Here is a 25,395-nt window from a genome sequence, read left to right as displayed (position 1 = left end):
CGTGCAGTCCGGCAGGGACCGGGCCGGTTCCCGCTGGGGAGCGCTGAGGGGCGGCCGGCTGCTCCAGGACGGAGCGCCCGGCGGCCCTGTGCTGCGGCTGTTCGTGCGTCTTCTGCGCCGGCCGCTGCTTCCGGCTGTCCGGCTGTGGCGTCGCAACATCCAGCTCCGGGTCGTCGCCGCCACGCTGCTGATCTCGCTCGCCGTGGTCCTCGCCCTGGGCTTCGTCGTCATAGCCCAGGTCAGCAAGGGCCTCCTCGACGTCAAGGAGGAGGCGGCGCAGAGCCAGGCCGCGGGCGGGTTCGCGGTCGCACAGGAGAAGGCCAACGCCCCCGCGAGCGTGGACGGGCCCGACGCCGCCGACAACAAGGTCGGGCTCGATGCCAGTACGTGGATGAACTCGCTGGTCAAGCAGCTCGCCAGTGGCGGCCAGTCCGCCTTCGAGGTGGTCGCGCTCGGCGCGGGCACCGGCGAGCAGGTCATGCCCGGCACGCAGGGGGTCAAGGGCGCCCGCGCCTCGGGCAACGTGGATCCGGCCGCCAGCGTGCCGATCGCGCTGCGCCGGGCCGTCAACCACTCCGCCGGTACCTTCAAGACCTTCTCCGAGATCCGGTACACCGCCGGGGCCGGGGAGAAGACGCCCGAGGCCGCGCTGGTCGTGGGCAAGCGGCTCACCGACATCAACGGGGACCCGTACGACCTGTACTACCTCTTCCCGCTCACGCAGGAGGAGGAGTCCCTCAACCTGATCAAGGTCACCATCGTGACCGCGGGCCTGTTCGTCGTCGTCCTGCTCTGCGGCATCGCCTGGCTCGTCGTGCGCCAGGTCGTGACCCCCGTACGGATGGCCGCCGGGATCGCCGAGCGGCTTTCGGCGGGCCGTCTCCAGGAGCGGATGAAGGTCACCGGCGAGGACGACATCGCCCGCCTGGGTGAGGCCTTCAACAAGATGGCGCAGAACCTGCAGCTCAAGATCCAGCAGCTGGAGGAGCTGTCGCGGATGCAGCGCCGGTTCGTCTCGGACGTCTCGCACGAGCTGCGCACCCCGCTGACGACCGTACGGATGGCCGCGGACGTCATCCACGACGCCCGGGTCGACTTCGACCCGGTCACCGCGCGCTCCGCCGAACTGCTCGCCGGGCAGCTCGACCGGTTCGAGTCGCTCCTCGCCGACCTGCTGGAGATCAGCCGGTTCGACGCGGGCGCGGCGGCGCTGGAGGCCGAGCCGATCGACCTGCGCGACGTCGTACGCCGGGTCATCGACGGTGCCGAGCCGCTCGCCGAGCACAAGGGGACCCGGATCCGGGTCCTCGGCGACACCCAGCCGGTCATCGCCGAGGCGGATGCCCGGCGGGTGGAGCGGGTGCTGCGCAATCTGGTCGTCAACGCCGTGGAGCACGGCGAGGGACGTGATGTGGTGGTCCGGCTGGCGTCCGCGGGCGGGGCCGTCGCGGTCGCCGTTCGGGACTACGGCGTCGGGCTCAAGCCCGGCGAGGCCACCCGCGTCTTCAACCGCTTCTGGCGGGCCGACCCGGCGCGGGCCCGTACGACGGGCGGCACCGGCCTCGGTCTGTCCATCGCCGTCGAGGACGCCCGGCTGCACGGCGGCTGGCTCCAGGCGTGGGGCGAGCCGGGCGGCGGCTCACAGTTCCGCCTGACCCTGCCGCGCACGGCCGACGAGCCGCTGCGGGGCTCGCCCATCCCGCTGGAACCCGAGGACTCCCGGGCCAACCGGGCCAGGGCCGCCGCCGATGCCGCGGGCAGTCCGGCGGACCGGCAGCCGGCGGACGGCGGCGACCGGTCGCCGATACCGCCGCGGTCGCCGGTCGCCGGCGCGCTGCCCGTACCCGCCGACCCGACGGCCCTGCCGGGCAACGGAGCCAGGGTCGTGGCCCGGCCGGCCGAGCAGGCACCACAGGAGGATCGAACCGATGCCGACGCCGATGGCGATGCCCGTGGACGCTGAGGCCAGGGCCGCACGCGCCCGGACACGGGGCAGGCGGTGGCGCACCGTGCGGGCGTACGCCCTCGGTGTCGCCGGGCTGCTGCTGGCGGGGTGCGCCTCGATGCCCGACCACGGTGAGATCCGCTCGGTGCAGGGCTCGCAGGGCGTCGACTCCCAGGTCCGGGTGTTCGGCGTACCGCCCGCCGACAAGGCCAGTGCGGCCGAGATCGTCGACGGCTTCCTGGAGGCGATGACCAGCGACGACCCGCAGCTGGAGACGGCTCGCAAGTACCTCACGCAGGAGCAGGCCAAGAGCTGGAAGCCCGGCTCCGCCGTCACCGTGCTCAGGGGCGGCCTCGACCGGTCCCCGGTCCGCGGCGAGAAGGACCCCGACGGGCCGCGTTGGAAGGTGACCGGCAAGAAGCTGGCGACCGTGGACGAGCGCAGCGCGTACCAGCCGGAGACCGGCGGCGGGGCGTTCGAGGAGTTCCTCCAGCTGGTCCAGGAGGACAAGCAGTGGCGGATCGCGACTCCGCCGCGCAGCCTCGTGCTGAGCGAGTCCGACTTCCAGCGGATCTACATGCCGGTCAACAAGTACTACTTCGCGGGCGACAGCCTGGTCGCCGACCCCGTGTACGTGCGCCAGCGCAGCGACCCCGACTCGCGGATGGACCCCACCACGCAGACGGTGCAGTCGCTGCTGGCCGGGCCGTCCAGGTGGCTCAGCCCGGTCGTCGAGTCCAGTTTCCCGAGCGGCACGGAACTGCGGCCGGGCACCAAGTCCCTTTCGTACGACGGCCAGAACACGCTGCGCGTGCCGCTCAACGACAAGGCCGACAACGTCGCGCAGCCGCAGTGCCGGAAGATGGCCACCCAACTCCTCTACACGGTCAAGGATCTGACGGGTTCCCGGCTCGAACAGGTCGAACTGCTGCGCTCCGACGGCAAGTCGTCCTCGCTGTGTTCGGTGACCGAGGTGAGCGCCGCGGCGATCGCCAACCGGCCGAAGATCCCCGAGTACCAGTACTTCGTCGACGACGCGGACCGGCTGGTCCGGCTGAAGCTCGACATTTCGAGCGAGGTCCAGCAGAACAAGCCCGAGCCGGTGCCGGGGCCGCTGGCCACCCCGCCGGGGTTCAAGGTCCTCTCGGCCGCCGTGTCGTACGACGAGCGGCGCGCGGCCGTGGTCTCGCAGGACGGGCACGGGCTGTACGTCGTGTCGATGTCCGGGTCCGGTCCCATGCCGCAGCCGGTGTACCCGGGCAAGCCGAACAAGCCGAACACGCTGACCGCGCCCAGCTGGGACGCGGCGGGCGACCTGTGGTTCGCCGACCAGGATCCGCAGCACCTGGGGCTGTGGCGGGTGCCCGGCGGTACCGGGGTTCCGGAGAAGGTCCAGGTGGCCGGGTTGGACGGCGGGCGGATCACCTCGCTGAAGGCGTCCTCGGACGGGGTGCGGATCGCGCTGCTCGTGCAGCGGGACGGCGCCCGCAAGAACCTGTACGTCGGGCGGATCGAGCGGCCCGACGGCAAGGGTGACGTCTCGGCGGTGTCGGTGCGCGAGCTGCGCCCGGCGGCTCCGCAGATGGCGGACGTGACGGCGATGAGCTGGGCGCCGAGGGGCCGGCTGCTGGTCGTGGGCCGGGAGAGCGGTGGGATCGTGCAGGCCCGCTACATGCTCGCGGACGGCTCGCTGGTCGCGGCGGGTCTGCCGGGGGCCACGGGGCTGATCGAGGTCGCGGTGGCCGCCACGGAGGACGAGTCGAAGCCGAAGCCGGTGGTGGCCTTCTCCGAGGACGACGGGATCGTGTGGCTGCCGCCGGGGGCGCAGTGGCGCACGGTGATGGCGGGCGGCCGGGCTCCGGTGTATCCGGGCTGACCTGCTTCCGCGCCCGTTGTCCACAGGGGTGGCGGGCGCCCGTGGGCGGTCGGCAGAGTGGACGCATGCGGGGGTTGTGGCAGGAGCTGGCCGGGCTGGTCCTGCCGGTCGACTGCGCGGGCTGCGGAGCGTCCCGGGTACTGCTGTGCGTCGGCTGCCGGGAGGCGCTGAGCGGAGCCGTCGCGGCGCGGGCGAGGCCGTTTCCGCGGCCTGAGGGGCTGCCGGTGGTCCATGCGGCCGCCGTGTACGAGGGGCCCGTACGGGCTGTCCTGCTGGCGCACAAGGAGCGCGGGGCGCTGCCCCTGGCCGGGGCGCTCGGCGCCGCCCTGGCGGCGGCGGTGCGGGCGGGTGGGGCGGGGGAGGTGGCTCTGGTGCCGGTCCCGTCGGCGCGGCGGCAGGTCCGGGCGCGCGGGCACGACCCGGCGCGCAGGATCGCCTTCGCCGCGGCGGGCCGGCTGCGGCGGGCCGGTGTGCCCGCGCGCGTGGCGCCCGTACTGCGGCTGCGGCGGGCGGTGGCGGACCAGGCGGGGCTGGGGGCCCGGCAGCGCCGGGAGAACCTCTCCGGGGCCCTGGAGGTGTGCCGGGGCGGGGCGCGGCTGACCGGCGGGGCGGCGGTCGTGCTCGTGGACGACCTGATCACCACCGGGGCGACGCTGGCGGAGGCGGCCAGGGCGGTGCGTGCCGCGGATCCGCAGGGCGTGGCGGGCCTGCGGGCGGCGGTGGTGGCCGCAACTCAGACAGACCAAAAATCCCGTGAATAGATTTGGAACTGCCGGGGAAGGCCCATCGTTGCAGGTAGTAAGAGGGAACGGCCACCTGAACGGAAGTACGTTCCGGTAGCGGGTGCCGACAACCGTCATAGAGGGATATGTTCGGTTGTGAGGACTGGCGAGCCTTAAGGCCCCACGCATCGCTGTCTCTCGACTCCGAAGTCGGTGGGGTGTAGATCTTGCCGATGGGGGAGGAGGAGGTGAAAGTCGCCAAGTCCGAGGCTCCGGCCTTCACCGGAGTCTGGTGCGAAAGGGAGACGCTTCGCCCTGTCGGGCGGAGCTATCCGGGAACGGAGTTCTGCGTGGACATCGTCGTCAAGGGCCGCAAGACCGAGGTGCCCGACCGGTTCCGCAAGCACGTGGCCGAGAAGCTGAATCCGGAGCGGATCCAGAAGCTCGACGCCAAGGTGATCAGCTTGGACGTCGAGGTGTCCAAGGAGCACAACCCGCGCCAGGCCGACCGTTCCGACCGCGTGGAGATCACTTTGCGTTCGCGGGGCCCGGTGATCCGTGCCGAGGCCGCCGCCGCAGACGCGTACGCGGCGTTGGACCTGGCTCAGGACAAGCTGGAGGCCCGGCTGCGCAAGCAGCACGACAAGCGCCACACCCGCCGCGGCAGCGGCCGGATCTCGGCGGCGGAGGTCGCCGACGTGGTACCGGACGCCGCCACCCTGAACGGGAACGGCGAGCCGGTCACCGCGGAGAAGGCGGACGCGATCCCGACCACCCGGATCGGATCGCTGGAAGTCCAGGGCGAAGGCCCGCTCATCGTCCGCGAGAAGACCCACTCGGCCGCACCCATGTCGCTCGACCAGGCACTCTACGAAATGGAACTGGTCGGCCACGACTTCTATCTGTTCGTCGACTCCGAGACGAAGCTGCCCAGCGTCGTCTACCGACGTCACGCGTACGACTACGGCGTGATCCACGTGAACCCCGACGGGGCTTCCAGCTCGGAGCAGCCCCGCGGCGGTGCCGGGGGCGCGCTCGGCGGCTGAGCACATCATTCACCGCCCCCCGCGGGACGCTCCGGCGCCCCGCGGGGGCCTCTTGTGCGGGCCTCCTGTGTGGCGAGTATGCGCCGGGCAGTCATCGTCGGCCCCCGCGCCGTGCCGCGGGCATGGAATCATGGCGGGCAGTCAACCGGCGGCGGAGCCCGTCCGGTTGGCCCAGCGGTTCGGCACATGCAGGGGCAGGGGCAGGGGGAGGAACGATGGCGGACAGCTTCGGGCCGGTGCGCGGTGACGACGGTGCGGGCTGCCGTGCGGCGGACGCGGCGGCGGAGCTCGCCGGCTCGCCGGCCGGGGAGCCCATCCGGGTACTCGTGGTCGACGACCACGCGCTGTTCCGGCGAGGGCTGGAAATCGTCCTCGCGCAGGAAGAGGACATCCAGGTCGTCGGTGAGGCGGGGGACGGGGCGGAGGCCGTGGACAAGGCGGCCGACCTGCTGCCGGACATCGTGCTGATGGACGTACGGATGCCCCGGCGCGGCGGGATCGAGGCGTGCACCTCGATCAAGGAGGTGGCCCCCTCCGCGAAGATCATCATGCTGACGATCAGCGACGAGGAGGCGGACCTCTACGACGCGATCAAGGCGGGTGCGACCGGGTACCTCCTGAAGGAGATCTCGACGGACGAGGTGGCCACGGCGATCCGGGCGGTGGCGGACGGCCAGTCGCAGATCAGCCCGTCGATGGCGTCGAAGCTGCTCACCGAGTTCAAGTCGATGATCCAGCGGACCGACGAGCGGCGGCTGGTGCCGGCGCCGAGGCTGACGGACCGGGAGCTGGAGGTCCTGAAGCTGGTGGCCACCGGCATGAACAACCGTGACATCGCCAAGCAGTTGTTCATCTCCGAGAACACGGTGAAGAACCACGTCCGCAACATCCTGGAGAAGCTGCAGCTGCACTCCCGGATGGAAGCCGTGGTCTACGCGATGCGCGAGAAGATCCTCGAAATCCGCTAGCCGCCTCCGTGGCAGGTCGGCCGGACCGGGTCAGCCCGCCGGCCCGGCCTGGCCCGCCAGCCCGGCCTACCCCGGCAGCACGGCCAGCTCCGCCACGACGGCGGCGGCCTCCTGGGGGCTCTGGGCGCGCTCGACGCGGACCGCGTCGCAGCCGACCCACTCCGCCGCCTCCCGCAGGGCCTGCGCCATCGGGCGGGCAGCCTTCGGCGACGTCAGGGAGAGCTGGCGGGCGACCAGGGTCTTGCCCTCGCGGCCCGGATCGACGCGGCCCTGGAGCAGGCCGCCCGCGAGCAGCGGCATGGCGAAGTACCCGTGTATCCGCTTCGGCTTGGGGACGTACGCCTCGAGGCGGTGCGTGAAGCCGAAGATCCGCTCCGTGCGGGGGCGGTCCCAGACCAGCGAGTCGAAGGGGGAGAGCAGCGTCGTGCGGTGGCGGCCCCTGGGGGCCGTCGCGAGGGCCGCAGGGTCCGCCCACGCCTGCTTCGCCCAGCCCTCCACCGTGACCGGTACCAGCCCGGAGTCCGCGATCACCGCGTCGACCTGCTCGCCCCCCAGCCGGTGGTAGTCCGCGATGTCGGCGCGGGTGCCCAGGCCCAGTGACCGGCCGGCGAGGGCGACCAGGCGGCGCACGCACTCGCGGTCGTCCAGGTCGTCGTGGAGCAGTGCGTCGGGGACGGCGCGCTCGGGCAGGTCGTACACCCGCTTCCAGCCGCGGCGCTCGCAGCACACCACCTCACCGGTGTCGAGCAGCCACTCCACCGCGATCTTGGTCTCGGACCACTCGAACCACTCGCCGCCGTTCTTGGCGCCGCCCAGCTCGGTCGAGGTCAGCGGGCCGTCGGCCCGGAGCCGGTCGAGGACCGCCTTCGTCGAGCGTTCCTTGTCCTGGAGGACGTGCCAGCGGTGGCCGCGGGCCCGGCGGGCGCGGCGCCGGAAGGCGAAATGCGGCCATTCCTCGATGGGGAGGATGCAGGCCGCGTGCGACCAGTACTCGAAGGCGTGATGGCCGGACCAGTAGGCCCGCTCCACCGTGCCGCGGCCGACGGCGCCCAGGCGGGCGTACGGGATCAGTTCGTGCGAGCGGGCCAGGACCGAGATCGTGTCCAGCTGTACGGCGCCCAGGTGGCGCAGGACGCCGCGGACCCCGCCGCGGCGGTCGGGCGCCCCGAGGAGGCCCTGCGCGCGCAGGGCGATCCGGCGGGCCTCGTCGGCGGAGAGGGACACGGTCGGCGGCGGCAGGCTGGTCATGCGCCGAAGCCTAGGCGGCGCCACTGACGGCGGGCTCGTACGGGAGGCGGGAGGGCAGGCCCAGGTCGGACGGGAGCAGCGCGCCCGCACAGCAGTCCAGCAGCGCGCCGCCGTGTTCCATGCCGGCGCGCTGGACGCCCTCGATCAGGAAGCCCGCCCGCTCGGCGACGGCGCGGGAGCCGTCGTTGCCGACCCCGGCGCGCCAGACCAGCCGTACGACGCCCGCCTCGGTGAACGCCCAGCGGACGGCGGCCCGCAGGGCTTCGGTCATGTAGCCGCGGCCGCGGTGACCGGCGACGGTCCAGTACCCGATCTCGTGGGTGTGCGCGCCCGTCCGGTGCACGGCGAGCGTGGCGACGAGGGGGCCGTCGGCCCCGAGCCGCACGGCGAAGTTGTACGCGGTGTCCTCGCGCCACCCGGCCGGGACGCTCTGCGTCACGTACTTCTCCGCGTGCGCGGGCTCGTACGGGACCGGCACCGAGATCCAGCGCTGGATCTCGGGGTCCTGGCAGGCGGCGTGCACCTCGGCCGCGTCCCCGGGCGTGTGGGGACGCAGCACGAGGCGCTCGGTGGTCAGTGTGATCGGCTCCATGACCGGATTCTGCCGATCGGCTAGTCGGCGGCCGACGGCAGGTAGGGCACCGCGGAGGTCAGGCCGAGGTCCGAGGGCAGCAGAGCGCCCACCCAGGAATCGCGCACGGAGCCCGCGCGGTACAGGGAGGCCCGCAGGAGCCCTTCCACCCGGAAGCCCGCCTTCTCGGCGACGGCCCGCGAGCCGGCGTTGCCGGCCTCGGCGCGCCACTCCAGGCGTACGGCGCCCAGCTCGGTGAAGGCCCAGCGGGCGACGGCGGTGACGGCCTCGGTCATGTAGCCGTGCCCGCGGTACTCCTTGGTCGCCCAGTAGCCGATCTCGTACGAGTTCGTCCCGAAGACCTCGTGTACGTGGACGCCGACGGCGGCGACCAGCGGGCCGCCGGGGCCGAGGCGGACGGCGAAGGAGTAGCCGGTGTCGTCTCGCCAGCCGCCCGGCACCAGCTCGCCGACGAAGCTGCGGGCGTGTTCGCGCTCGTAGGGGGAGGGGACCATCGTCCAGCGCTGGATGTCCGGGTCCTGGGCGGCCGCGTACACCTCGTCCTCGTCGGAGGGGGCGAACGGCCTCAGCACGAGCCGGTCGGTGGTCAGTGTGGTGGGCTCCATGAACGGATTCTGCTGCCGCCGCCGGTTCCCGGGCGAACACTTTTCGGGAATCTCGGGGAGGAAGCGGCACCTTCCGTGTCACCCGTACGTTCTCAATACGGGCACCCGCGCCCTCGCGGCTACGGCGGACCTCCCGGCGCGACCACGTCCTCGCTTACGATGGCCGTTACGGTGGGGCCCACCTGCCGTGCCCGTGTACGTACAGTGCCCAGGCCCGACCGGCAAGGAGACAAACCTCGGTGTCCGTCTTCAACAAGCTCATGCGTGCAGGCGAAGGCAAGATCCTGCGCAAACTGCACCGCATCGCGGACCAGGTCAACTCCATCGAAGAGGACTTCGTCAACCTCTCCGACGCCGAGTTGCGTGCGCTCACGGACGAGTACAAGCAGCGTTTCCAGGACGGCGAGAGCCTGGACGACCTGCTGCCCGAGGCCTTCGCGACGGTGCGCGAGTCCGCCAAGCGCGTCCTCGGCCAGCGGCACTACGACGTCCAGATCATGGGCGGTGCCGCGCTGCACCTCGGCTACGTGGCCGAGATGAAGACCGGTGAGGGCAAGACCCTCGTCGGCACCCTGCCCGCGTACCTGAACGCGCTGTCCGGCAAGGGCGTCCACCTGATCACGGTGAACGACTACCTCGCCGAGCGCGACTCCGAGCTGATGGGCCGGGTGCACAAGTTCCTCGGCCTGGAGGTCGGCTGCATCCTGGCGAACATGTCGCCGGCGCAGCGTCGCGAGCAGTACAGCTGCGACATCACGTACGGCACGAACAACGAGTTCGGCTTCGACTACCTGCGCGACAACATGGCGTGGTCCCAGGACGAGCTCGTCCAGCGCGGCCACAACTTCGCCGTGGTCGACGAGGTCGACTCGATCCTCGTCGACGAGGCCCGTACCCCGCTGATCATCTCCGGTCCGGCCGACCAGGCCACGAAGTGGTACGGCGACTTCGCGAAGCTGGTCACCCGCCTGAAGAAGGGCGAGCCCGGCCAGCCGCTGAAGGGCATCGAGGAGACCGGCGACTACGAGGTCGACGAGAAGAAGCGCACCGTCGCCATCCACGAGGTCGGTGTCGCCAAGGTCGAGGACTGGCTCGGCATCGAGAACCTCTACGAGTCGGTGAACACCCCGCTCGTCGGCTACCTGAACAACGCCATCAAGGCGAAGGAACTGTTCAAGAAGGACAAGGACTACGTCGTCCTCGACGGCGAAGTCATGATCGTCGACGAGCACACCGGCCGTATCCTCGCCGGCCGCCGCTACAACGAGGGCATGCACCAGGCGATCGAGGCGAAGGAAGGGGTGGACATCAAGGACGAGAACCAGACCCTTGCGACGATCACCCTGCAGAACTTCTTCCGCCTCTACTCGAAGCTGTCGGGCATGACCGGTACGGCCATGACCGAGGCCGCCGAGTTCCACCAGATCTACAAGCTCGGTGTCGTCCCGATCCCGACCAACCGCGACATGGTCCGCAGGGACCAGCCGGACCTGATCTACCGGACCGAGGTCGCGAAGTTCGCCGCCGTCGTCGACGACATCGCGGAGAAGCACGAGAAGGGCCAGCCGATCCTCGTCGGTACGACGTCGGTCGAGAAGTCCGAGTACCTCTCCCAGCAGCTCTCCAAGCGCGGCATCCCGCACGAGGTGCTCAACGCCAAGCAGCACGACCGTGAGGCCACGATCGTCGCCCAGGCCGGCCGCCGGGGCGCCGTCACCGTCGCCACGAACATGGCCGGCCGCGGTACCGACATCAAGCTCGGCGGCAACCCGGACGACCTCGCCGAGGCCGAGCTGCGCCAGCGCGGCCTGGACCCGGAGGAGCACATCGAGGAGTGGGCGCACGCCCTGCCCGAGGCGCTCACCAGGGCCGAGGCGGCCGTGAAGGCCGAGTTCGAGGAGGTCAAGGAGCTCGGCGGGCTGTATGTGCTGGGCACCGAGCGCCACGAGTCGCGCCGTATCGACAACCAGCTGCGCGGCCGTTCCGGCCGTCAGGGCGACCCGGGCGAGTCCCGCTTCTACCTGTCGCTGGGCGACGACCTGATGCGCCTGTTCAAGGCGCAGATGGTCGAGCGCGTCATGGCCATGGCCAACGTGCCGGACGACGTGCCGATCGAGAACAAGATGGTGACGCGCGCGATCGCGTCGGCCCAGTCGCAGGTGGAGACCCAGAACTTCGAGACGCGCAAGAACGTCCTGAAGTACGACGAGGTCCTCAACAGCCAGCGTGAGGTCATCTACCGCGAGCGCCGCCGCGTCCTTGAGGGCGAGGACCTCCAGGAGCAGGTCCGCTTCATGATGGACGACACGATCGACGCGTACATCGCGGCCGAGACGGTCGAGGGCTTCGCCGAGGAGTGGGACCTGGAGCGCCTGTGGGGCGCCTTCAAGCAGCTCTACCCGGTGAAGGTCACCATCGAGGAGCTGGAGGACGCCGCGGGCGACCGGGCGGGCATCACCGCCGAGTTCATCGCGGAGTCCATCAAGGACGACATCCACGAGCAGTACTCGGCGCGCGAGAAGACGCTCGGTTCCGACATCATGCGCGAGCTGGAGCGCCGCGTGGTGCTGTCGGTGCTGGACCGCAAGTGGCGTGAGCACCTGTACGAGATGGACTACCTGCAGGAGGGCATCGGCCTGCGGGCGATGGCCCAGAAGGACCCGCTGGTCGAGTACCAGCGCGAGGGCTTCGACATGTTCAACGCCATGCAGGACGGCATCAAGGAGGAGTCCGTCGGCTACCTGTTCAACCTGGAGGTCCAGGTCGAGCAGCAGGTCGAGGAGGTTCCGGTGCAGGAGGCGGCGCCGTCGCTGACGAAGGAGCCGGCGGGTGCGATGGCCCGTCCGGAGATCCGGGCGAAGGGGCTGGACGCTCCGCAGCGGCCGGACCGGCTGCACTTCTCGGCGCCGACCGTCGACGGTGAGGGCGGTGTGGTCGAGGGCGACTTCGAGTCCGACGGCGCCGGTGACGGTGACGGGATGACGCGGGCGGAGCGCCGCAAGGCGCAGAAGGCCGCCGGCGGGCGTCGTCGCAAGAAGTAGCCCCGCTGGGGTCGAGTCACCGGCCGGGGCCGGACACCGTACGTGGTGTCCGGCCCCGGCCGCGTTGTGCCGGTGTCCCGGCCCCGGTGTCCCGGCCTCGGTTCGGGGTGGGCCGCGCGGGCCGCTGGGGCCGTTGAGGGCCGCCTCTTGCGGATCAGGGGCGCGGGCCCTGGATCTCGATCGCCGCGCAGCGCCAGCGCAGGTCCGGGCCCTGCTCCAGGCGGAAGGCCATCGCCGTCATGCGGTCGCCCGTGGCGATGCGGGCGAAGGCCTCGATGACACCGGGGCCCGGGGTGAAGCGGCCGCACTGGCGCACGACCGGGCGCGGGCGGCCGAGCCCGGTCCCTCCCCAGCCCGAAGGAGCGAGGGTGACCAGCTGCTGGTAGGCCGGGCCGACGGTGTGGCCGAGGAGCGAGTGGACCGGCCTGAGGCCGCTGACGACCGCCAGGAGGCGTTCGGCGAACCAGTGGTGCGGGCCGAGCCGCAGGGCCCGCGGCGGGGCCGCCGGGCGCCGGGTGTCGCGCCGCCCGGCCGGCCGGGTCCGGGACGACTGGCCGCCGGTCCGGCGGCGGGCCGCCTCGCCGCCGATCGTGCCGCGCATCGTGGTGTCCATCGCGATCTGCCCCCGAACAGGCCGGGCCCGGAGCGGTACCGGGCGGTAACTTGATGGGGATCTTCTACGGCCGGCGAACACGCTCCGCAACCGTCCGGGCACCCCCGCCCCGCCCGGGGCACGGTTCACCTATCCGAGTGCCCGGCCTGCCCGGCCGGGGCCTCGGCGGCGGGCGCGAAGGGACCGGGGTGGACGGCCGCGGGTCCCGCCGGGGCACCCCGAAGGGGGACGACGGCCGTCACCCACAGGGGGCCCGGCCGTCCGTCTCCCGGTGGCGGCGGGCGCGGTCGTATCCTGAGGACGTTTCCGACTACCGAAAGCAGCCGGCCATGCGCGTGTACGTCCCCCTGACCCTCCCCGGGCTCGCCGAGGCGCACAAGGCGGGTGAGCTGGGCCCCGCCCCGCTGCGTGCGTACGCCGTCACGCCCGGGCTGCGCGAGTGGTACGTGTCGGACGACATCGAGGAGCTGGAGTACGCGGCCCTCAGCCGCGCCGCGGCCGCCTCCCTGCGGCTGATCGCCGCCGACCCGGCGGCCCCGCGCAGGCGGGTCGTCGTCGCCCTGGACGTCGCCGACAAGGCCGCCACCGCCACGCCCGGGGTCGACGAGGCCGCCCTCGGCCAGGTCGCCCTGGCCGACGCCGTACGCCTCACCGTGGCCGCCGCCGTGCACGTCGACGCCGACGACGCCGAGGAGACCGTGGCCGCCGCCGCGGCGGCCGTCGACGCCGCCGACGCCGGGGACGACGACGCGCAGTTCACCGTCGACGGCGCCGAGGACCACGAGCTGCTGTGGTTCGGCGTGCAGGAGATCCCGGGGCTGCTCAAGTGACACACATAGTCTGGGACTGGAACGGCACCCTCCTCCACGACATCGACGCCGTGATCGCCGCGACCAATGCCTCCTTCGCCGAGTTCGGCTTCGCGCCGATCACCCTGGAGACCTACCGCGAGCTGTACGTCGTACCGGTGCCCAAGTTCTACGAGCGCCTCATGGGCCGGCTGCCCACCGAGGACGAGTGGCTGGTCATGGACGACACGTTCCACCGGCACTACTGGGCCGCCGCCGAGGACGCCGGGCTCACCGAAGGGGCCCGGGAGCTGCTCCGGGACTGGCAGCGGGACGGGCTCACCCAGTCGCTGCTCTCGCTGGCGCCCCACGACAAGCTCGTGCCGCTGGTACGGTTCCACGGCATCGACGGGCACTTCCTGCGCGTCGACGGGCGGATCGGTCCCTCCCACACCAGCAAGGCAGGGCATCTCGTACGCCACCTGACCGCCCTGGACGGGACGGGCGTGACCGCGGAACGTACGGTCCTCATCGGAGACGCCGTGGACGACGCGCTCGCCGCGGCCCACGTCGGCGCCCGGGCCGTGCTCTACACGGGCGGCTCGCACAGCCGCGCCAGTCTCGAATCGGCCGGTGTCCCCGTCGTCGACACCCTGGCAGACGCCGTTCGGACAGCTCGCGAGCTGTCCGAATAAGGGCTGGACACGCCAGTGCACGGACTGCTCGTCCCGTCGCTGGCCAGAGTGTCAAAGTTCTACCCCAAGATTTGTACAGAAGCAGTGCATGACGACCTGGGGGTGGGGCGAGATAGCCTTGTACCCGTGATCAGCGCGATAGTCATCGGGGGCACTGGAGCCTCCGGCCTGCGCCCGGCGCACAACCGTGCCCGGGCCTTCGCTGATTTCCGCCGCCGGGACCTCTCGCCGATCATGGCCGATTCCCTCCCGGCAGGCCTTCTCGACGGCATAGCGTCGATCCCGGACGGACATCCCGCCTCGCGGCGCTACGCCATTCCTTCCTTCACCTACGTCACGCAATGGCGCGCGACAGGAGCCAGAGGACATGCAGACCAAGCTGGACGAAGCAAAGGCCGAGCTGCTCGCGCGGGCGGCCCGGGTAGCTGAGAACAGCCCGGCCGGGGGGCTACTTCCGACTGGGTCCGAGCAGGGGGAGCATCCCGACCGGGACACAGTGCTCTCCTACCTCCAGCGCTACTACCTGCACACCGCCCCCGAGGACCTGTTGGACCGGGACCCGGTCGACGTGTTCGGTGCGGCGCTCTCGCACTACCGGCTGGCGGAGAACCGCCCGCAGGGCACCGCGAGCGTGCGCGTGCACACGCCCACCGTCGAGGAGAACGGCTGGACCTCCAGCCACTCCGTCGTCGAGGTCGTCACGGACGACATGCCCTTCCTCGTCGACTCCGTGACCAACGAGCTGTCCCGGCAGGGCCGCGGCATCCACGTCGTGATCCACCCGCAGGTCGTCGTCCGCCGTGACGTCACCGGCAAGCTGATCGAGATCCTCGGTCCCGACTGCGACGCGCACGGTCCCCGCACCGCGCGCCCCCACGACTCCCTCGTCGAGTCCTGGATCCACGTCGAGATCGACCGCGAGACCGACCGCGCCGACCTCAAGCAGATCAACGGCGATCTGCTGCGCATCCTGTCCGACGTGCGTGAGTCCGTCGAGGACTGGGAGAAGATGCGCGACGCGGCGCTGCGCATCGCCGAAGGCCTGCCCGACGAGCCGACCGCCCCGGACCTGCGCGAGTACGAGCTCGAAGAGGCCCGCGAGCTGCTGCGCTGGCTCTCGGACGACCACTTCACCTTCCTCGGCTACCGCGAGTACAACCTCGTCGACGGCGACGCCCTCGCCGCCGTCCCCGGTACCGGCCTCGGCATCCTGCGCTCCGACCCGCACCACAGCGGCAAGGACGACGGCCACCCCGTCTCGCCGTCCTTCAACCGGCTGCCCGCCGACGCGCGCGCCAAGGCCCGCGAGCACCGCCTGCTGGTGCTGACCAAGGCCAACAGCCGCTCCACCGTGCACCGCCCCTCGTACCTCGACTACGTGGGCGTCAAGAAGTTCGACGCCGACGGCAACGTCGTCGGCGAGCGCCGCTTCCTCGGCCTGTTCTCCTCCGCCGCGTACACCGAGTCGGTGCGCCGCGTCCCGGTCGTCCGCCGCAAGGTCGCCGAGGTCCTGGAGCGGGCCGGTTTCGCGCCGTCCAGCCACGACGGCCGCGACCTGCTGCAGATCCTGGAGACGTACCCGCGCGACGAGCTGTTCCAGACGCCCGTCGACCAGCTCCAGTCGATCGTCACCTCCGTCCTGTACCTCCAGGAACGCCGCCGGCTGCGGCTGTACCTGCGTCAGGACGAGTACGGCCGCTACTACTCGGCCCTCGTCTACCTGCCGCGTGACCGGTTCACCACCGGCGTCCGGCTGCGCCTGATGGACATCCTGAAGGAGGAGCTCGGCGGCATCAGCGTCGACTTCACGGCCTGGAACACCGAGTCGATCCTCTCGCGCATCCACTTCGTCGTCCGCGTCCCGCAGGGCAAGGAACTGCCCGTCCTCACCGACGCCGACGTCGAGCGCATCGAGGGCCGCCTGGTCGACGCCGCCCGCTCCTGGGCCGACGGCTTCGGCGAGGCCCTGGTCGCCGAGCTCGGAGAGGAGCGCGCCGCCGAGCTGCTGCGCAAGTACGGCACCTCGTTCCCCGAGGGCTACAAGGCCGACCACTCGCCGCGCGCCGCCGTCGCCGACCTCTGCCACCTGGAGCGGCTCTCCGCCAGCGAACGGCCGTTCGCGCTCTCGCTGTACGAGCCGGTCGGCGCGGCCCCCGGCGAGCGCCGCTTCAAGATCTACCGCACCGGCGAGCAGGTCTCGCTCTCCGCGGTCCTGCCGGTGCTGCAGCGCCTGGGCGTCGAGGTCACCGACGAGCGCCCGTACGAGCTGCGCCGCACCGACCGGGTCAGCGCCTGGATCTACGACTTCGGTCTGCGGATGCCCGCCGCCGGTACCGGCGACGGCGCGGCGGCGTCGAACTACGCCGGCGACGACGCCCGCGAGCGCTTCCAGGAGGCCTTCGCGGCCGTATGGACCGGCAAGGCGGAGAACGACAACTTCAACACCCTGGTGCTGAGCGCCGGGCTGACCTGGCGGCAGGCCGTCGTCCTGCGCGCGTACGCCAAGTACCTGCGCCAGGCGGGCTCCACCTTCAGCCAGGACTACATGGAGGACACCCTCCGCAACAACGTCCACACCACCCGGCTGCTGGTCTCGCTGTTCGAGGCCCGGATGTCGCCCGCACGGCAGACCGCCGGCACCGAGCTCATCGACGCCATGCTGGAGGAGCTGGACGGGGCCCTGGACCAGGTCGCCTCGCTCGACGAGGACCGCATCCTGCGGGCCTTCCTCACCCTGATCAAGGCGACGCTGCGGACCAACTTCTTCCAGGAGGCCCGGGGCTTCGAGTGGCACGACTACGTGTCGATGAAGTTCGATCCCCAGGCCATCCCGGACCTGCCGGCGCCCCGCCCGGCGTACGAGATCTGGGTGTACTCGCCGCGGGTCGAGGGCGTGCACCTGCGCTTCGGCAAGGTCGCGCGCGGTGGTCTGCGCTGGTCCGACCGGCGTGAGGACTTCCGTACGGAGATCCTCGGCCTGGTCAAGGCGCAGATGGTGAAGAACACGGTGATCGTGCCGGTCGGCGCCAAGGGCGGCTTCGTCGCCAAGCAGCTCCCGGACCCGTCCGTGGACCGTGACGCATGGCTCGCCGAGGGCGTCGCCTGCTACCGCACCTTCATCTCGGCGCTGCTCGACATCACCGACAACCTGGTGGCGGGCGAGGTCGTGCCGCCGCAGGACGTGGTCCGCCACGACGAGGACGACACGTACCTCGTCGTCGCCGCCGACAAGGGCACCGCGACGTTCTCGGACATCGCCAACGAGGTCGCCGTCTCGTACAACTTCTGGCTCGGCGACGCCTTCGCCTCCGGCGGCTCGGCCGGTTACGACCACAAGGGCATGGGCATCACCGCCCGCGGCGCGTGGGAGTCCGTCAAGCGGCACTTCCGCGAGCTGGGCCACGACACCCAGACGCAGGACTTCACCGTCGTCGGCGTCGGCGACATGTCCGGCGACGTCTTCGGCAACGGCATGCTGCTCTCCGAGCACATCCGCCTGGTCGCGGCCTTCGACCACCGGCACATCTTCATCGACCCGGAGCCGGACGCGGCCACCTCCTACGCCGAGCGCCGCCGCCTGTTCGAGCTGCCGCGTTCCTCGTGGGCCGACTACGACACCTCGCTGATCTCGGCGGGCGGCGGCATCCACCCGCGTTCCGCGAAGGCCGTCCCGGTCACCGCGCCGATGCGCGCGGCCCTCGGCATCGAGGCGGGCATCACCAAGATGACCCCGGCCGAGCTGATGCAGGCGATCCTCAAGGCCCCCGTGGACCTGGTGTGGAACGGCGGCATCGGTACGTACGTCAAGGCCACGGCCGAGACGCACGCGGACGTCGGCGACAAGGCCAACGACGCCATCCGCGTCAACGGCTCCGACGTCCGGGCCAAGGTCATCGGCGAGGGCGGCAACCTGGGTCTGACCCAGCTCGGCCGGATCGAGTTCGCCCGCTCCGGCGCCGACGGCGAGGGCGGCAAGATCAACACCGACGCCATCGACAACAGCGCCGGCGTGGACACCTCCGACCACGAGGTGAACATCAAGATCCTGCTCAACGCGGTCGTCGCGGACGGCGACATGACCGTCAAGCAGCGCAACAAGCTGCTCGCCGAGATGACCGACGAGGTCGGCGGTCTGGTGCTGCGCAACAACTACGCGCAGAACACGGCGCTCGCCAACGGCGCGGCGCAGGCCCCCAGCCTGCTCCACGCGCAGCAGCGCTTCATGCGCCGCCTGGAGGGCGCGGGGCTGCTCAACCGGGAGCTGGAGTTCCTGCCCGCCGACCGGCAGATCCGTGAACTGCTCGGCAACGGCAGGGGCCTGACCCAGCCGGAGCTGGCCGTCCTGTTCGCCTACACCAAGATCACGGTGGCGGACGAGCTCATCGCCACCGGGCTGCCGGACGACCCGTACCTGCGCCGCCTGCTCTTCGCCTACTTCCCGGCCGCCCTGCGCGAGAAGTTCCCCGAGCAGGTCGACGGGCACGCACTGCGCCGGGAGATCATCACCACGCTCCTGGTCAACGACACGGTCAACACGGGTGGTTCGACCTTCCTGCACCGCCTGCGCGAGGAGACCGGCGCCTCCACGGAGGAGATCGTCCGGGCGCAGCTCGCGGCCCGCGAGATCTTCGGCCTGGCCGAGGTGTGGGACTCGGTCGAGGCCCTCGACAACAAGGTCGCGGCCGCCGTCCAGACCCGGATCCGGCTGCACTCGCGGCGCCTGGTCGAGCGCGGTACGCGCTGGCTGCTGAACAACCGGCCGCAGCCGCTCCAGATCACCGAGACCATCGACTTCTTCGCGGAGCGGGTCGCGCACGTCTGGGCCGAGCTGCCGAAGCTGGTGCGCGGCGCGGACCTGGAGTGGTACCAGTCGATCATGGACGAGCTGACGGGCGAGGGTGTCCCGGAGGAACTGGCGGCCAAGGTCGCCGGCTTCTCCTCGGCCTTCCCGACGCTCGACGTCGTCGCGATCGCGGACCGCACCGGTGTGGCTCCGCTGGACGTCGCCGAGGTCTACTACGACCTCGCCGACCGGCTCGACATCACCCAGCTGATGGACCGGATCATCGAGCTGCCGCGGGCCGACCGCTGGCAGTCCATGGCCCGCGCCTCCATCCGCGAGGACCTGTTCGCGGCGCACGGGGCCCTGACCGCCGACGTGCTGTCGGTGGGCAACGGCAGCTCGACTCCCGAGGAGCGCTTCCAGGCCTGGGAGGAGAAGAACGCGGCGATCATCGGGCGGGCCCGGACGACCCTGGACGAGATCCGGGGCTCGGACGACTTCGACCTGGCGAACCTGTCGGTGGCGATGCGGACGATGCGCAGCCTGCTGCGCGCGCACACCTGAACCCGCTGAGCACAAGGCCCCGGCCCCCGGAACAACTCCGGGGGCCGGGGCCTTCGGCTTGCGCGGCCGCGTTGCGTGGACGAGGCCGCTCAGCCCCTGGTGAAGGCCTCGTACGCGTCGCAGACCTCGGCGGAGGGGCCGTCCATGCGCAGGACGCCCGACTCCAGCCAGATCGCGCGGTCGCAGGTCTCGCGGACCGTGTTGATGCCGTGGCTGACGAGGAAGACGGTGCCCGCGTGCTCGCGGAGTTCCTCGATGCGGGCCTGGCTGCGCCGCTGGAAGGCGGCGTCGCCCGTGGCCAGGGCCTCGTCGATCATCAGCACGTCGTGGTCCTTGGCGGCGGCGATGGAGAACCGCAGCCGGGCGCCCATGCCGGAGGAGTACGTACGCATGGGCAGGGAGATGAAGTCACCCTTCTCGTTGATGCCGGAGAAGTCGACGATGTCCTGGTAGCGCTCGTGGACCTGCTGCCTGGACATGCCCATCGCGAGGCCGCCGAGGATGACGTTGCGTTCGCCGGTCAGGTCGTTCATCAGGGCCGCGTTCACGCCGAGGAGCGACGGCTGGCCGTGCGAGTAGACCGCGCCGGAGGCCACCGGCTGGAGGCCGGCGATGGCTTTGAGCAGGGTGGACTTGCCCGAGCCGTTGGAGCCGATGAGGCCGATGGCCTCGCCCTTGTACGCGGTGAAGCTGACGCCCTTGACGGCGTGCACCTCGCGCACGCCGGGGGCGGGCTTGCGGGAGAAGATCCGGCTGAGCGCGGCGGTGGCGCCGCCCCTGCGGCCGCCCGCGTGGACCTTGTAGACGACGTGGACCTCGTCCGCGATCACCGTGGGGACGCGGGTCTTCGTTGCGGTGTCAGCCACGGCCGTACTCCTCCTCAGCCTTCCAGAAGTAGATGAATCCGCCGACGCCGGCGAGCAGGGCCCAGCCGATGGCGATCGGCCACACGTGGTGCGGGAGCGAGTGCGCCTGGAAGCTGTCGATCAGCGCGAAGCGCATCAGGTCGATGTAGACGGCCGCCGGGTTGAGCCCCAGCAGCATCGACACCCAGTGCGGCAGGTGGTCCGTCTTGAGCATCGAGTCGATGGACCACATGACGCCCGAGGAGTACATCCAGGTGCGCAGGATGAACGGCATCAGCTGGCTGACGTCCGGGCTCTTGCTGCCGATGCGGGCCAGCACCATCGCGCAGCCGGCGGCGAAGAAGGCCGTCAGCAGCAGGGCCGGGACGGCCAGGAACCAGGACAGGGCGGGTGCCTGGCCGAAGGCGAGCAGCAGGATGACCAGGGCGCCCATGGTGACGAGCAGCTGCTGGAAGAGCTGGATGACGGTGGAGATGGGCAGGCTCGCGCGGGGGAAGTGCAGGGCGCGGACCAGGCCGAGGTTGCTGTGGACGGCGCGGGTTCCGGCGTTGATGGAGCTGCCGATGAAGTCCCAGACGAAGACGCCGGTGATCAGGAACGGCACGTAGTCCGGCACGCCGTGGCTGGCGCGCATGACGATGCCGAAGATGAAGTAGTACACCGTCGCGTTGAGCAGCGGGGTCACCAGGTGCCAGACCTGGCCGAGCTTCGCCGTGCTGTACGTGGCCTGCATGCGGGCCGTCGCGTAGGCGGTGACGAAGTGGCGGCGGCCCCAGAGCTCCGCGATGTAGCGGGGGAGCGTGGGGCGGGCGCCGCTGAGCGTCAGGCCGTGGGCGGCGGCCAGCTCCGCGGGGGTCGCGGGAGCGGGTGGGGTCTTGGGTGCGGTCGCGGTGGTCACAAGGGTCGCTTTCGCCGGAGTCGGGGGCCGGTGGCGATGGGACGGGTCCGTATCGTCGCTACGGTGAGGTTAGGGCGCGACGCGTCGGAACGCAACCGTATCGTCGTGACGCGCGAAGCTATGCTGTGTGCATGACCACGGAGCCTGCCGCCGCCACCCCCGCCCGCCGTGCCCCCGCCGGGGCCGCCGTCCTGCGCGAGGACGTGACCGAGGCGATCCGCGACGCGGTCGTCGAGGAACTGGCCGCGGTCGGCTTCTCTCGGATGTCCATCGAGGGCATCGCCCGGCGCGCGGGCGTCGGGAAGACCGCGGTCTACCGGCGGTGGAAGTCGAAGCTGCACCTGGTCCTGGACCTGGTGGGCGCTTTCGCGGCCGACGGCCTGCCGGTGCCGGAGACGGGGTCGCTGTACGGGGACGTACGAGCCCTGCTGGAGGTCATGTCGCACGTGATGCGGCACCCGGTGGCCTCGGCGGTGATCCCAGACCTGCTGGTCGAGGCGGCGCGCAATCCCGAGATCGCGGACGCGGTGCGCGGTGCGCTGCTGGACGGGCAGCGGCGGATGGCGGAGGGGATCGTCTCCGGCGCGGTCGCGCGGGGCGAGCTGCCGGAGGGCACCGACCCGGGGCGGGCGCTCGATCTGGCGATCGGGCCGCTGTACTGGCGGCAGGTGGTCGTCCGCGACGCCGTCCCCGCCGGCTACCTGGACGAGCTGGCCCGCTCGGTCGTCGCGGGCCTGCGGGCCGCCTGACGCCTGGGCCCCGGCGGGCGCTCCGGCAGTCGCCCCGCCAGCCGCCCGCGGCCGCTACGGCCGGACCGGGGACAGAGCCGGGGCAAGGGCCGGCGCCGCGGGGGTGGGCCGGCGGTCCTCCAGCGGGACGACCGGCGGGAGCGGGGCGGACTGGCCCAGGAAGACGCGGCGCACGACGCGCTCGGCCGCGTGCCCGTCGTCGTACGGGCAGAAGCGCGTGCGGAAGGCGGACCGCAGCTGGGCGGAGCGCGAGCCCCGCCAGTGGCCGGTGGCGAAGATGTCCACGAGCTCGTCCTCCGTGCGGGCGATCGCCCCCGGCGGGCAGGAGCGGAGGTCGAAGTAGGTGCCGCGGGCGGCCTCGTACGCCTCCCAGTCGTCCGCGTGGATCACGATCGGCCGGTCCAGCGCCGCGTAGTCGAACATCAGGGACGAGTAGTCCGTCACCAACGCGTCCGAGGCCAGGCAGAGTTCCTCCACCGAGGGGTACGAGGAGACGTCGATCAGGCGGGGGTGCGGGTCGCGGGCGGCCGCCGGGGCGCCCGCGTACGTCAGGTGCGTGCGCACCAGCAGCGTGAACCGCGGCCCGAGATCGCGCAGCACCCGCTCGAAGTCCAGGTGGTCCGGCCGGCTGCGCCGGTAGTCGCGGTGCGTGGGCGCGTACAGGACCGCCGTCGAGCCCGGCGCGATGCCGAGCCGCTCGCGGAGGTCGAGGACGTCCGCCTGGGTGGCGCGGTGGAACACGTCGTTGCGCGGGTAACCGTATTCGAGCGTGGAGTAGGCGGACGGGACGGCCTTCTCCCAGACCAGCGTGGAGTGCCGGTTCGCGGAGAGCAGGTAGTCCCACTGGTCGGCGCCCCGCAGCAGGCCCGCGAAGTCCGTGGTCGGGGTGGCCGCCGGCCGGTCCTGGAGATCGAGGCCGACCCGCTTGAGCGGGGTCCCGTGCTGGGTCTGGACCAGGATCTGGCCTGGGCGCTTGACCAGGCTGCGCTCGAAGTTGACGTTCGTGACCAGGTACGTGGCCCTGGCGAGGGCCGACCAGTAGGCCGCCGATCCCGGGCGCAGCGCCGCCGTCTCCCGGGGCAGGGTCGGCGCGTGCGCAGGGTCGCAGATCCACGCCGTCCGCATCCGGGGCGCCAGCTCCCGCAGCTTCGCCTCGATCGCCGCCGGGTTGCAGGCGTAGCCGCCGTGCCAGTACGCGGAGAAGACCGCCAGCTCCGGGCGCAGGGGCAGGAGCCGCTGGATCCGGTAGTGCAGGCGCAGAGCGGTCTCGCGCAGCCCCCGCCACAGGGCCGAGCCGCCGCGCCCCGCCGCCAGCGCCGCCGAGCGCAGGACCGACAGCAGCCGGTACGTGCGCCGGGTGCCCAGCCGCATCAGGGTGTGCCGCACGCGGTCGGTCCGGGACAGGGGCAGCGGCAGGGGGCCCGCGCCGCCCGGGGCCCGGTGGCGGCGCAGCAGGGCGCAGGCCCGGCCGAAGAACTCGGGCCGGCTCGCGCGCGGGAGGCGGCGCGGGTCGGCGTACAGGGCGCAGAAGTGCTCGGCCATCCGCCGGTGCACGGCGGGGCGCCAGCGCTCCAGCTCGGGACGGCCCGCGAGGTAGCCGAAGACCCGGTCGTACTGGTCGAAGATGTCGAGGTGGCGGCGGCTGGAGGTGGTCAGGATCGACCCCGTGCGCCGCTGGCGGTAGTGCACGCAGACCCGGTCCAGGACGGCGACGGACTCCGCGGCCAGCAGCGCCGGGTAGGTCCAGGGGGTGTCCTCGTAGAAGCCGGGCGGGAACGTGAAGCCCTCGCGCTCCACGTACTCGCGGCGGTAGGCCTTGTTCCACACCACCATCAGCATGCCGAGCAGGGCCGGGCGGTCGGCGAGGCGGAAGCTGGCCGGGCCTTCCTCGGACAACCGGTGCGAGAGGCGGTTGCGCACCAGTTCGCCGGTCCAGAAGGTGCGCGCGTAGTCGTAGATCAGGACGTCGGGGGAGCCGGTGGCCTTCAGCCGGTCGGTGATGGCCTGCAGGGCGCCCGGGGCCAGGGTGTCGTCGCCGTCGAGGAAGACCAGGTAGTCGCCCGTGGCCCGGGCCAGGCCCGCGCCCCGGGCCGGGCCCAGCCCGAGGTTGTGCGCCAGGTGCACCGCGGTGACCCGGGGGTCGCGGGCCGCGTACTCGTCGATGATCGAGCCGCAGGCGTCCGGGGAGGCGTCGTCGACCGCGATCAGCTCCAGATCCGGGTACGACTGCGTCAGGACCGAGTCCAGACTCTCCTGGAGGTACGCCTGGACCTTGTACGCGGGCACGATGACGCTGAACCGGGGCACGGCACATCCAGGGGTCGGCGGGCAGGCATCTGGCTCCCCCAGCTACCGCTGGGTGGGGGTCCCCCCCGCCGGAGGCTGGGGGAGTGCCCCAAGGAACCCCCCGCGTGGCGATCGGGTTACGCGGTGTGCGGCAATCGGGTTACGCAGCGTCAACACCGCACGTCGGTCACTTGATCGCGCCCGCCATCACCCCCGAGACGAACTGCCGCTGGAAGGCGAAGAAGACGACGAGCGGCACCACCATCGACAGGAACGCGCCGGGCGCCAGCACGTCGATGTTGTTCCCGAACTGCCGGACCTGCTGCTGGAGCGCGACCGTGACCGGCGGGTGCGCCGAGTCCGCGAAGACGAGCGCGACCAGCATGTCGTTCCACACCCACAGGAACTGGAAGATGCCGAGCGAGGCGATCGCCGGACCGCCCAGCGGAAGCACCACCCGTGTGAACAGCCGCAGTTCGCCCGCGCCGTCCAGGCGCGCCGCCTCCAGCAGCTCCCGCGGGATCTCCGCGAAGAAGTTCCGCAGCAGGAACACGGCGAAGGGCAGCCCGAAGGCGGTGTGGAACAGGACCACACCCGCGGTGGTCTCGAACAGCCCGATGGCGCCGAAGAGTTCGGAGACCGGGATCAGCGCCACCTGTACGGGGACGACCAGCAGCCCGACGACGACCAGGAAGAGCCAGTCCCGTCCGGGGAACTCCAGCCAGGCGAAGGCGTATCCGGCGAGCGCGCCCAGTACGAGGACGAGCAGGGTCGCCGGGACGGCGATCGCGACCGTGCTCAGCAGCGAGCCGGTGATCGTGTCGTTGGCCAGCAGCCGCTCGTAGTTGTCGGCCGTCAGCCGTGACGGCGCGGTCAGCACCTGCCACCAGCCGCCCTTGTTGAGGTCGGTGGGGGAGAGGAAGGAGGAGAGGAGCAGGCCGAGGGTGGGCAGCAGCCAGAAGAGCGCGGCCGCGACCAGGAAGACGCGCACCAGGCCGCTCGCGGCGAGTTTGGCCAAGCCGGTCCGGCCCGCGGCCCGCCGGCGGGCCGCGGGCGCGGCCGCCGCCGGTGACACCACCGTCGGTATGGCCGCCGCCATCGGGTCCGGCG

Annotated in this window: 18 protein-coding genes; 10 read left to right on the top strand and 8 right to left on the bottom strand. The window is 71.7% G+C overall.

From position 1 onward, the window contains the following. Position 1 precedes the first annotated feature (1 nt). From mtrB to OG737_RS10805, 5 genes are all read left to right on the top strand, one after another. The gene (gene mtrB / locus OG737_RS10825) at positions 2-1,963 is read left to right on the top strand and encodes an MtrAB system histidine kinase MtrB (RefSeq protein WP_405679863.1); all 1,962 of its coding nucleotides are present in this window, start codon (positions 2-4) and stop codon (positions 1,961-1,963) included. Next, on the top strand, positions 1,929-3,821 hold the full coding sequence (locus OG737_RS10820; RefSeq protein WP_405679865.1) for an LpqB family beta-propeller domain-containing protein: 1,893 nt from the start codon (positions 1,929-1,931) through the stop codon (positions 3,819-3,821). Before mtrB ends, OG737_RS10820 begins: the two co-directional genes overlap by 35 nt. 65 nt (positions 3,822-3,886) lie before the next feature. After that, positions 3,887-4,582: a phosphoribosyltransferase family protein gene (locus OG737_RS10815; protein ID WP_328925989.1), complete on the top strand. Its 696-nt coding sequence runs from the start codon at positions 3,887-3,889 to the stop codon at positions 4,580-4,582. Between the two features lie 311 nt (positions 4,583-4,893). Continuing rightward, positions 4,894-5,589 carry a ribosome hibernation-promoting factor, HPF/YfiA family gene (gene hpf, locus OG737_RS10810; RefSeq protein WP_328925988.1) on the top strand — a complete coding sequence of 232 codons (696 nt, stop codon included), beginning with the start codon at positions 4,894-4,896 and terminating at the stop codon, positions 5,587-5,589. A 215-nt stretch (positions 5,590-5,804) separates the two neighbouring features. Next, positions 5,805-6,557, top strand: coding sequence for a response regulator transcription factor (locus OG737_RS10805; RefSeq protein WP_328925987.1), 753 nt, complete (start codon positions 5,805-5,807; stop codon positions 6,555-6,557). 66 nt (positions 6,558-6,623) lie between these two features. Here the strand turns inward: OG737_RS10805 and OG737_RS10800 are convergent, their stop codons facing one another. Genes OG737_RS10800 through OG737_RS10790 form a run of 3 tightly spaced genes read right to left on the bottom strand, consistent with a single transcriptional unit; the run spans position 6,624 to position 9,002 of the window. Next, a complete protein-coding gene (locus tag OG737_RS10800) occupies positions 6,624-7,805 on the bottom strand; it encodes a winged helix-turn-helix domain-containing protein (RefSeq protein ID WP_405921467.1) in 1,182 nt (393 codons plus the stop codon). Positions 7,806-7,815: 10 nt separating this feature from the next. After that, positions 7,816-8,397, bottom strand: coding sequence for a GNAT family N-acetyltransferase (locus OG737_RS10795; protein ID WP_405921466.1), 582 nt, complete (start codon positions 8,395-8,397; stop codon positions 7,816-7,818). Between the two features lie 20 nt (positions 8,398-8,417). Beyond that, positions 8,418-9,002, bottom strand: coding sequence for a GNAT family N-acetyltransferase (locus OG737_RS10790; RefSeq protein ID WP_328925984.1), 585 nt, complete (start codon positions 9,000-9,002; stop codon positions 8,418-8,420). Positions 9,003-9,241: 239 nt separating this feature from the next. Here OG737_RS10790 and secA point away from each other — a divergent pair, with 239 nt between their 5' ends. Next, positions 9,242-12,043 carry a preprotein translocase subunit SecA gene (gene secA, locus OG737_RS10785; RefSeq protein WP_328925983.1) on the top strand — a complete coding sequence of 934 codons (2,802 nt, stop codon included), beginning with the start codon at positions 9,242-9,244 and terminating at the stop codon, positions 12,041-12,043. Positions 12,044-12,197: 154 nt separating this feature from the next. Here the strand turns inward: secA and OG737_RS10780 are convergent, their stop codons facing one another. After that, positions 12,198-12,644 carry an Rv3235 family protein gene (locus OG737_RS10780; RefSeq protein ID WP_405922411.1) on the bottom strand — a complete coding sequence of 149 codons (447 nt, stop codon included), beginning with the start codon at positions 12,642-12,644 and terminating at the stop codon, positions 12,198-12,200. 341 nt (positions 12,645-12,985) lie between these two features. Here OG737_RS10780 and OG737_RS10775 point away from each other — a divergent pair, with 341 nt between their 5' ends. The 3 genes from OG737_RS10775 to OG737_RS10765 all read left to right on the top strand — a co-directional run bounded on the left by OG737_RS10775 (position 12,986) and on the right by OG737_RS10765 (position 19,486). After that, the gene (locus tag OG737_RS10775; protein WP_328925982.1) at positions 12,986-13,486 is read left to right on the top strand and encodes a DUF6912 family protein; all 501 of its coding nucleotides are present in this window, start codon (positions 12,986-12,988) and stop codon (positions 13,484-13,486) included. Next, on the top strand, positions 13,483-14,139 hold the full coding sequence (locus OG737_RS10770; protein WP_328925981.1) for an HAD family hydrolase: 657 nt from the start codon (positions 13,483-13,485) through the stop codon (positions 14,137-14,139). The genes OG737_RS10775 and OG737_RS10770 overlap by 4 nt, the downstream gene beginning before the upstream one ends. A 367-nt stretch (positions 14,140-14,506) precedes the next feature. Continuing rightward, on the top strand, positions 14,507-19,486 hold the full coding sequence (locus OG737_RS10765; RefSeq protein ID WP_328925980.1) for an NAD-glutamate dehydrogenase: 4,980 nt from the start codon (positions 14,507-14,509) through the stop codon (positions 19,484-19,486). An 89-nt stretch (positions 19,487-19,575) separates the two neighbouring features. Here the strand turns inward: OG737_RS10765 and OG737_RS10760 are convergent, their stop codons facing one another. After that, positions 19,576-20,352, bottom strand: coding sequence for an ABC transporter ATP-binding protein (locus OG737_RS10760; protein ID WP_405921465.1), 777 nt, complete (start codon positions 20,350-20,352; stop codon positions 19,576-19,578). Continuing rightward, entirely contained in the window at positions 20,345-21,250 is a 906-nt protein-coding gene (locus OG737_RS10755) for an ABC transporter permease (protein ID WP_328925978.1), read from the bottom strand. The genes OG737_RS10760 and OG737_RS10755 overlap by 8 nt, the downstream gene beginning before the upstream one ends. A 131-nt stretch (positions 21,251-21,381) precedes the next feature. Between OG737_RS10755 and OG737_RS10750 the strand changes: the two genes are divergently transcribed. Further along, positions 21,382-21,999: a TetR/AcrR family transcriptional regulator gene (locus tag OG737_RS10750; protein ID WP_328925977.1), complete on the top strand. Its 618-nt coding sequence runs from the start codon at positions 21,382-21,384 to the stop codon at positions 21,997-21,999. A gap of 54 nt (positions 22,000-22,053) precedes the next feature. Here OG737_RS10750 and OG737_RS10745 read toward each other — a convergent pair whose 3' ends face one another. Further along, on the bottom strand, positions 22,054-24,306 hold the full coding sequence (locus tag OG737_RS10745) for a CDP-glycerol glycerophosphotransferase family protein (protein WP_405921464.1): 2,253 nt from the start codon (positions 24,304-24,306) through the stop codon (positions 22,054-22,056). Between the two features lie 166 nt (positions 24,307-24,472). After that, positions 24,473-25,384 carry a carbohydrate ABC transporter permease gene (locus OG737_RS10740; RefSeq protein WP_405681413.1) on the bottom strand — a complete coding sequence of 304 codons (912 nt, stop codon included), beginning with the start codon at positions 25,382-25,384 and terminating at the stop codon, positions 24,473-24,475. Positions 25,385-25,395: the final 11 nt, after the last annotated feature.

The organism is Streptomyces sp. NBC_00122, from assembly GCF_045160845.1.
GTDB lineage: Bacteria > Actinomycetota > Actinomycetes > Streptomycetales > Streptomycetaceae > Streptomyces.
Note: the sequence above shows the minus strand (reverse complement) of the source record. Positions and strands in the feature narration are given on the sequence as shown.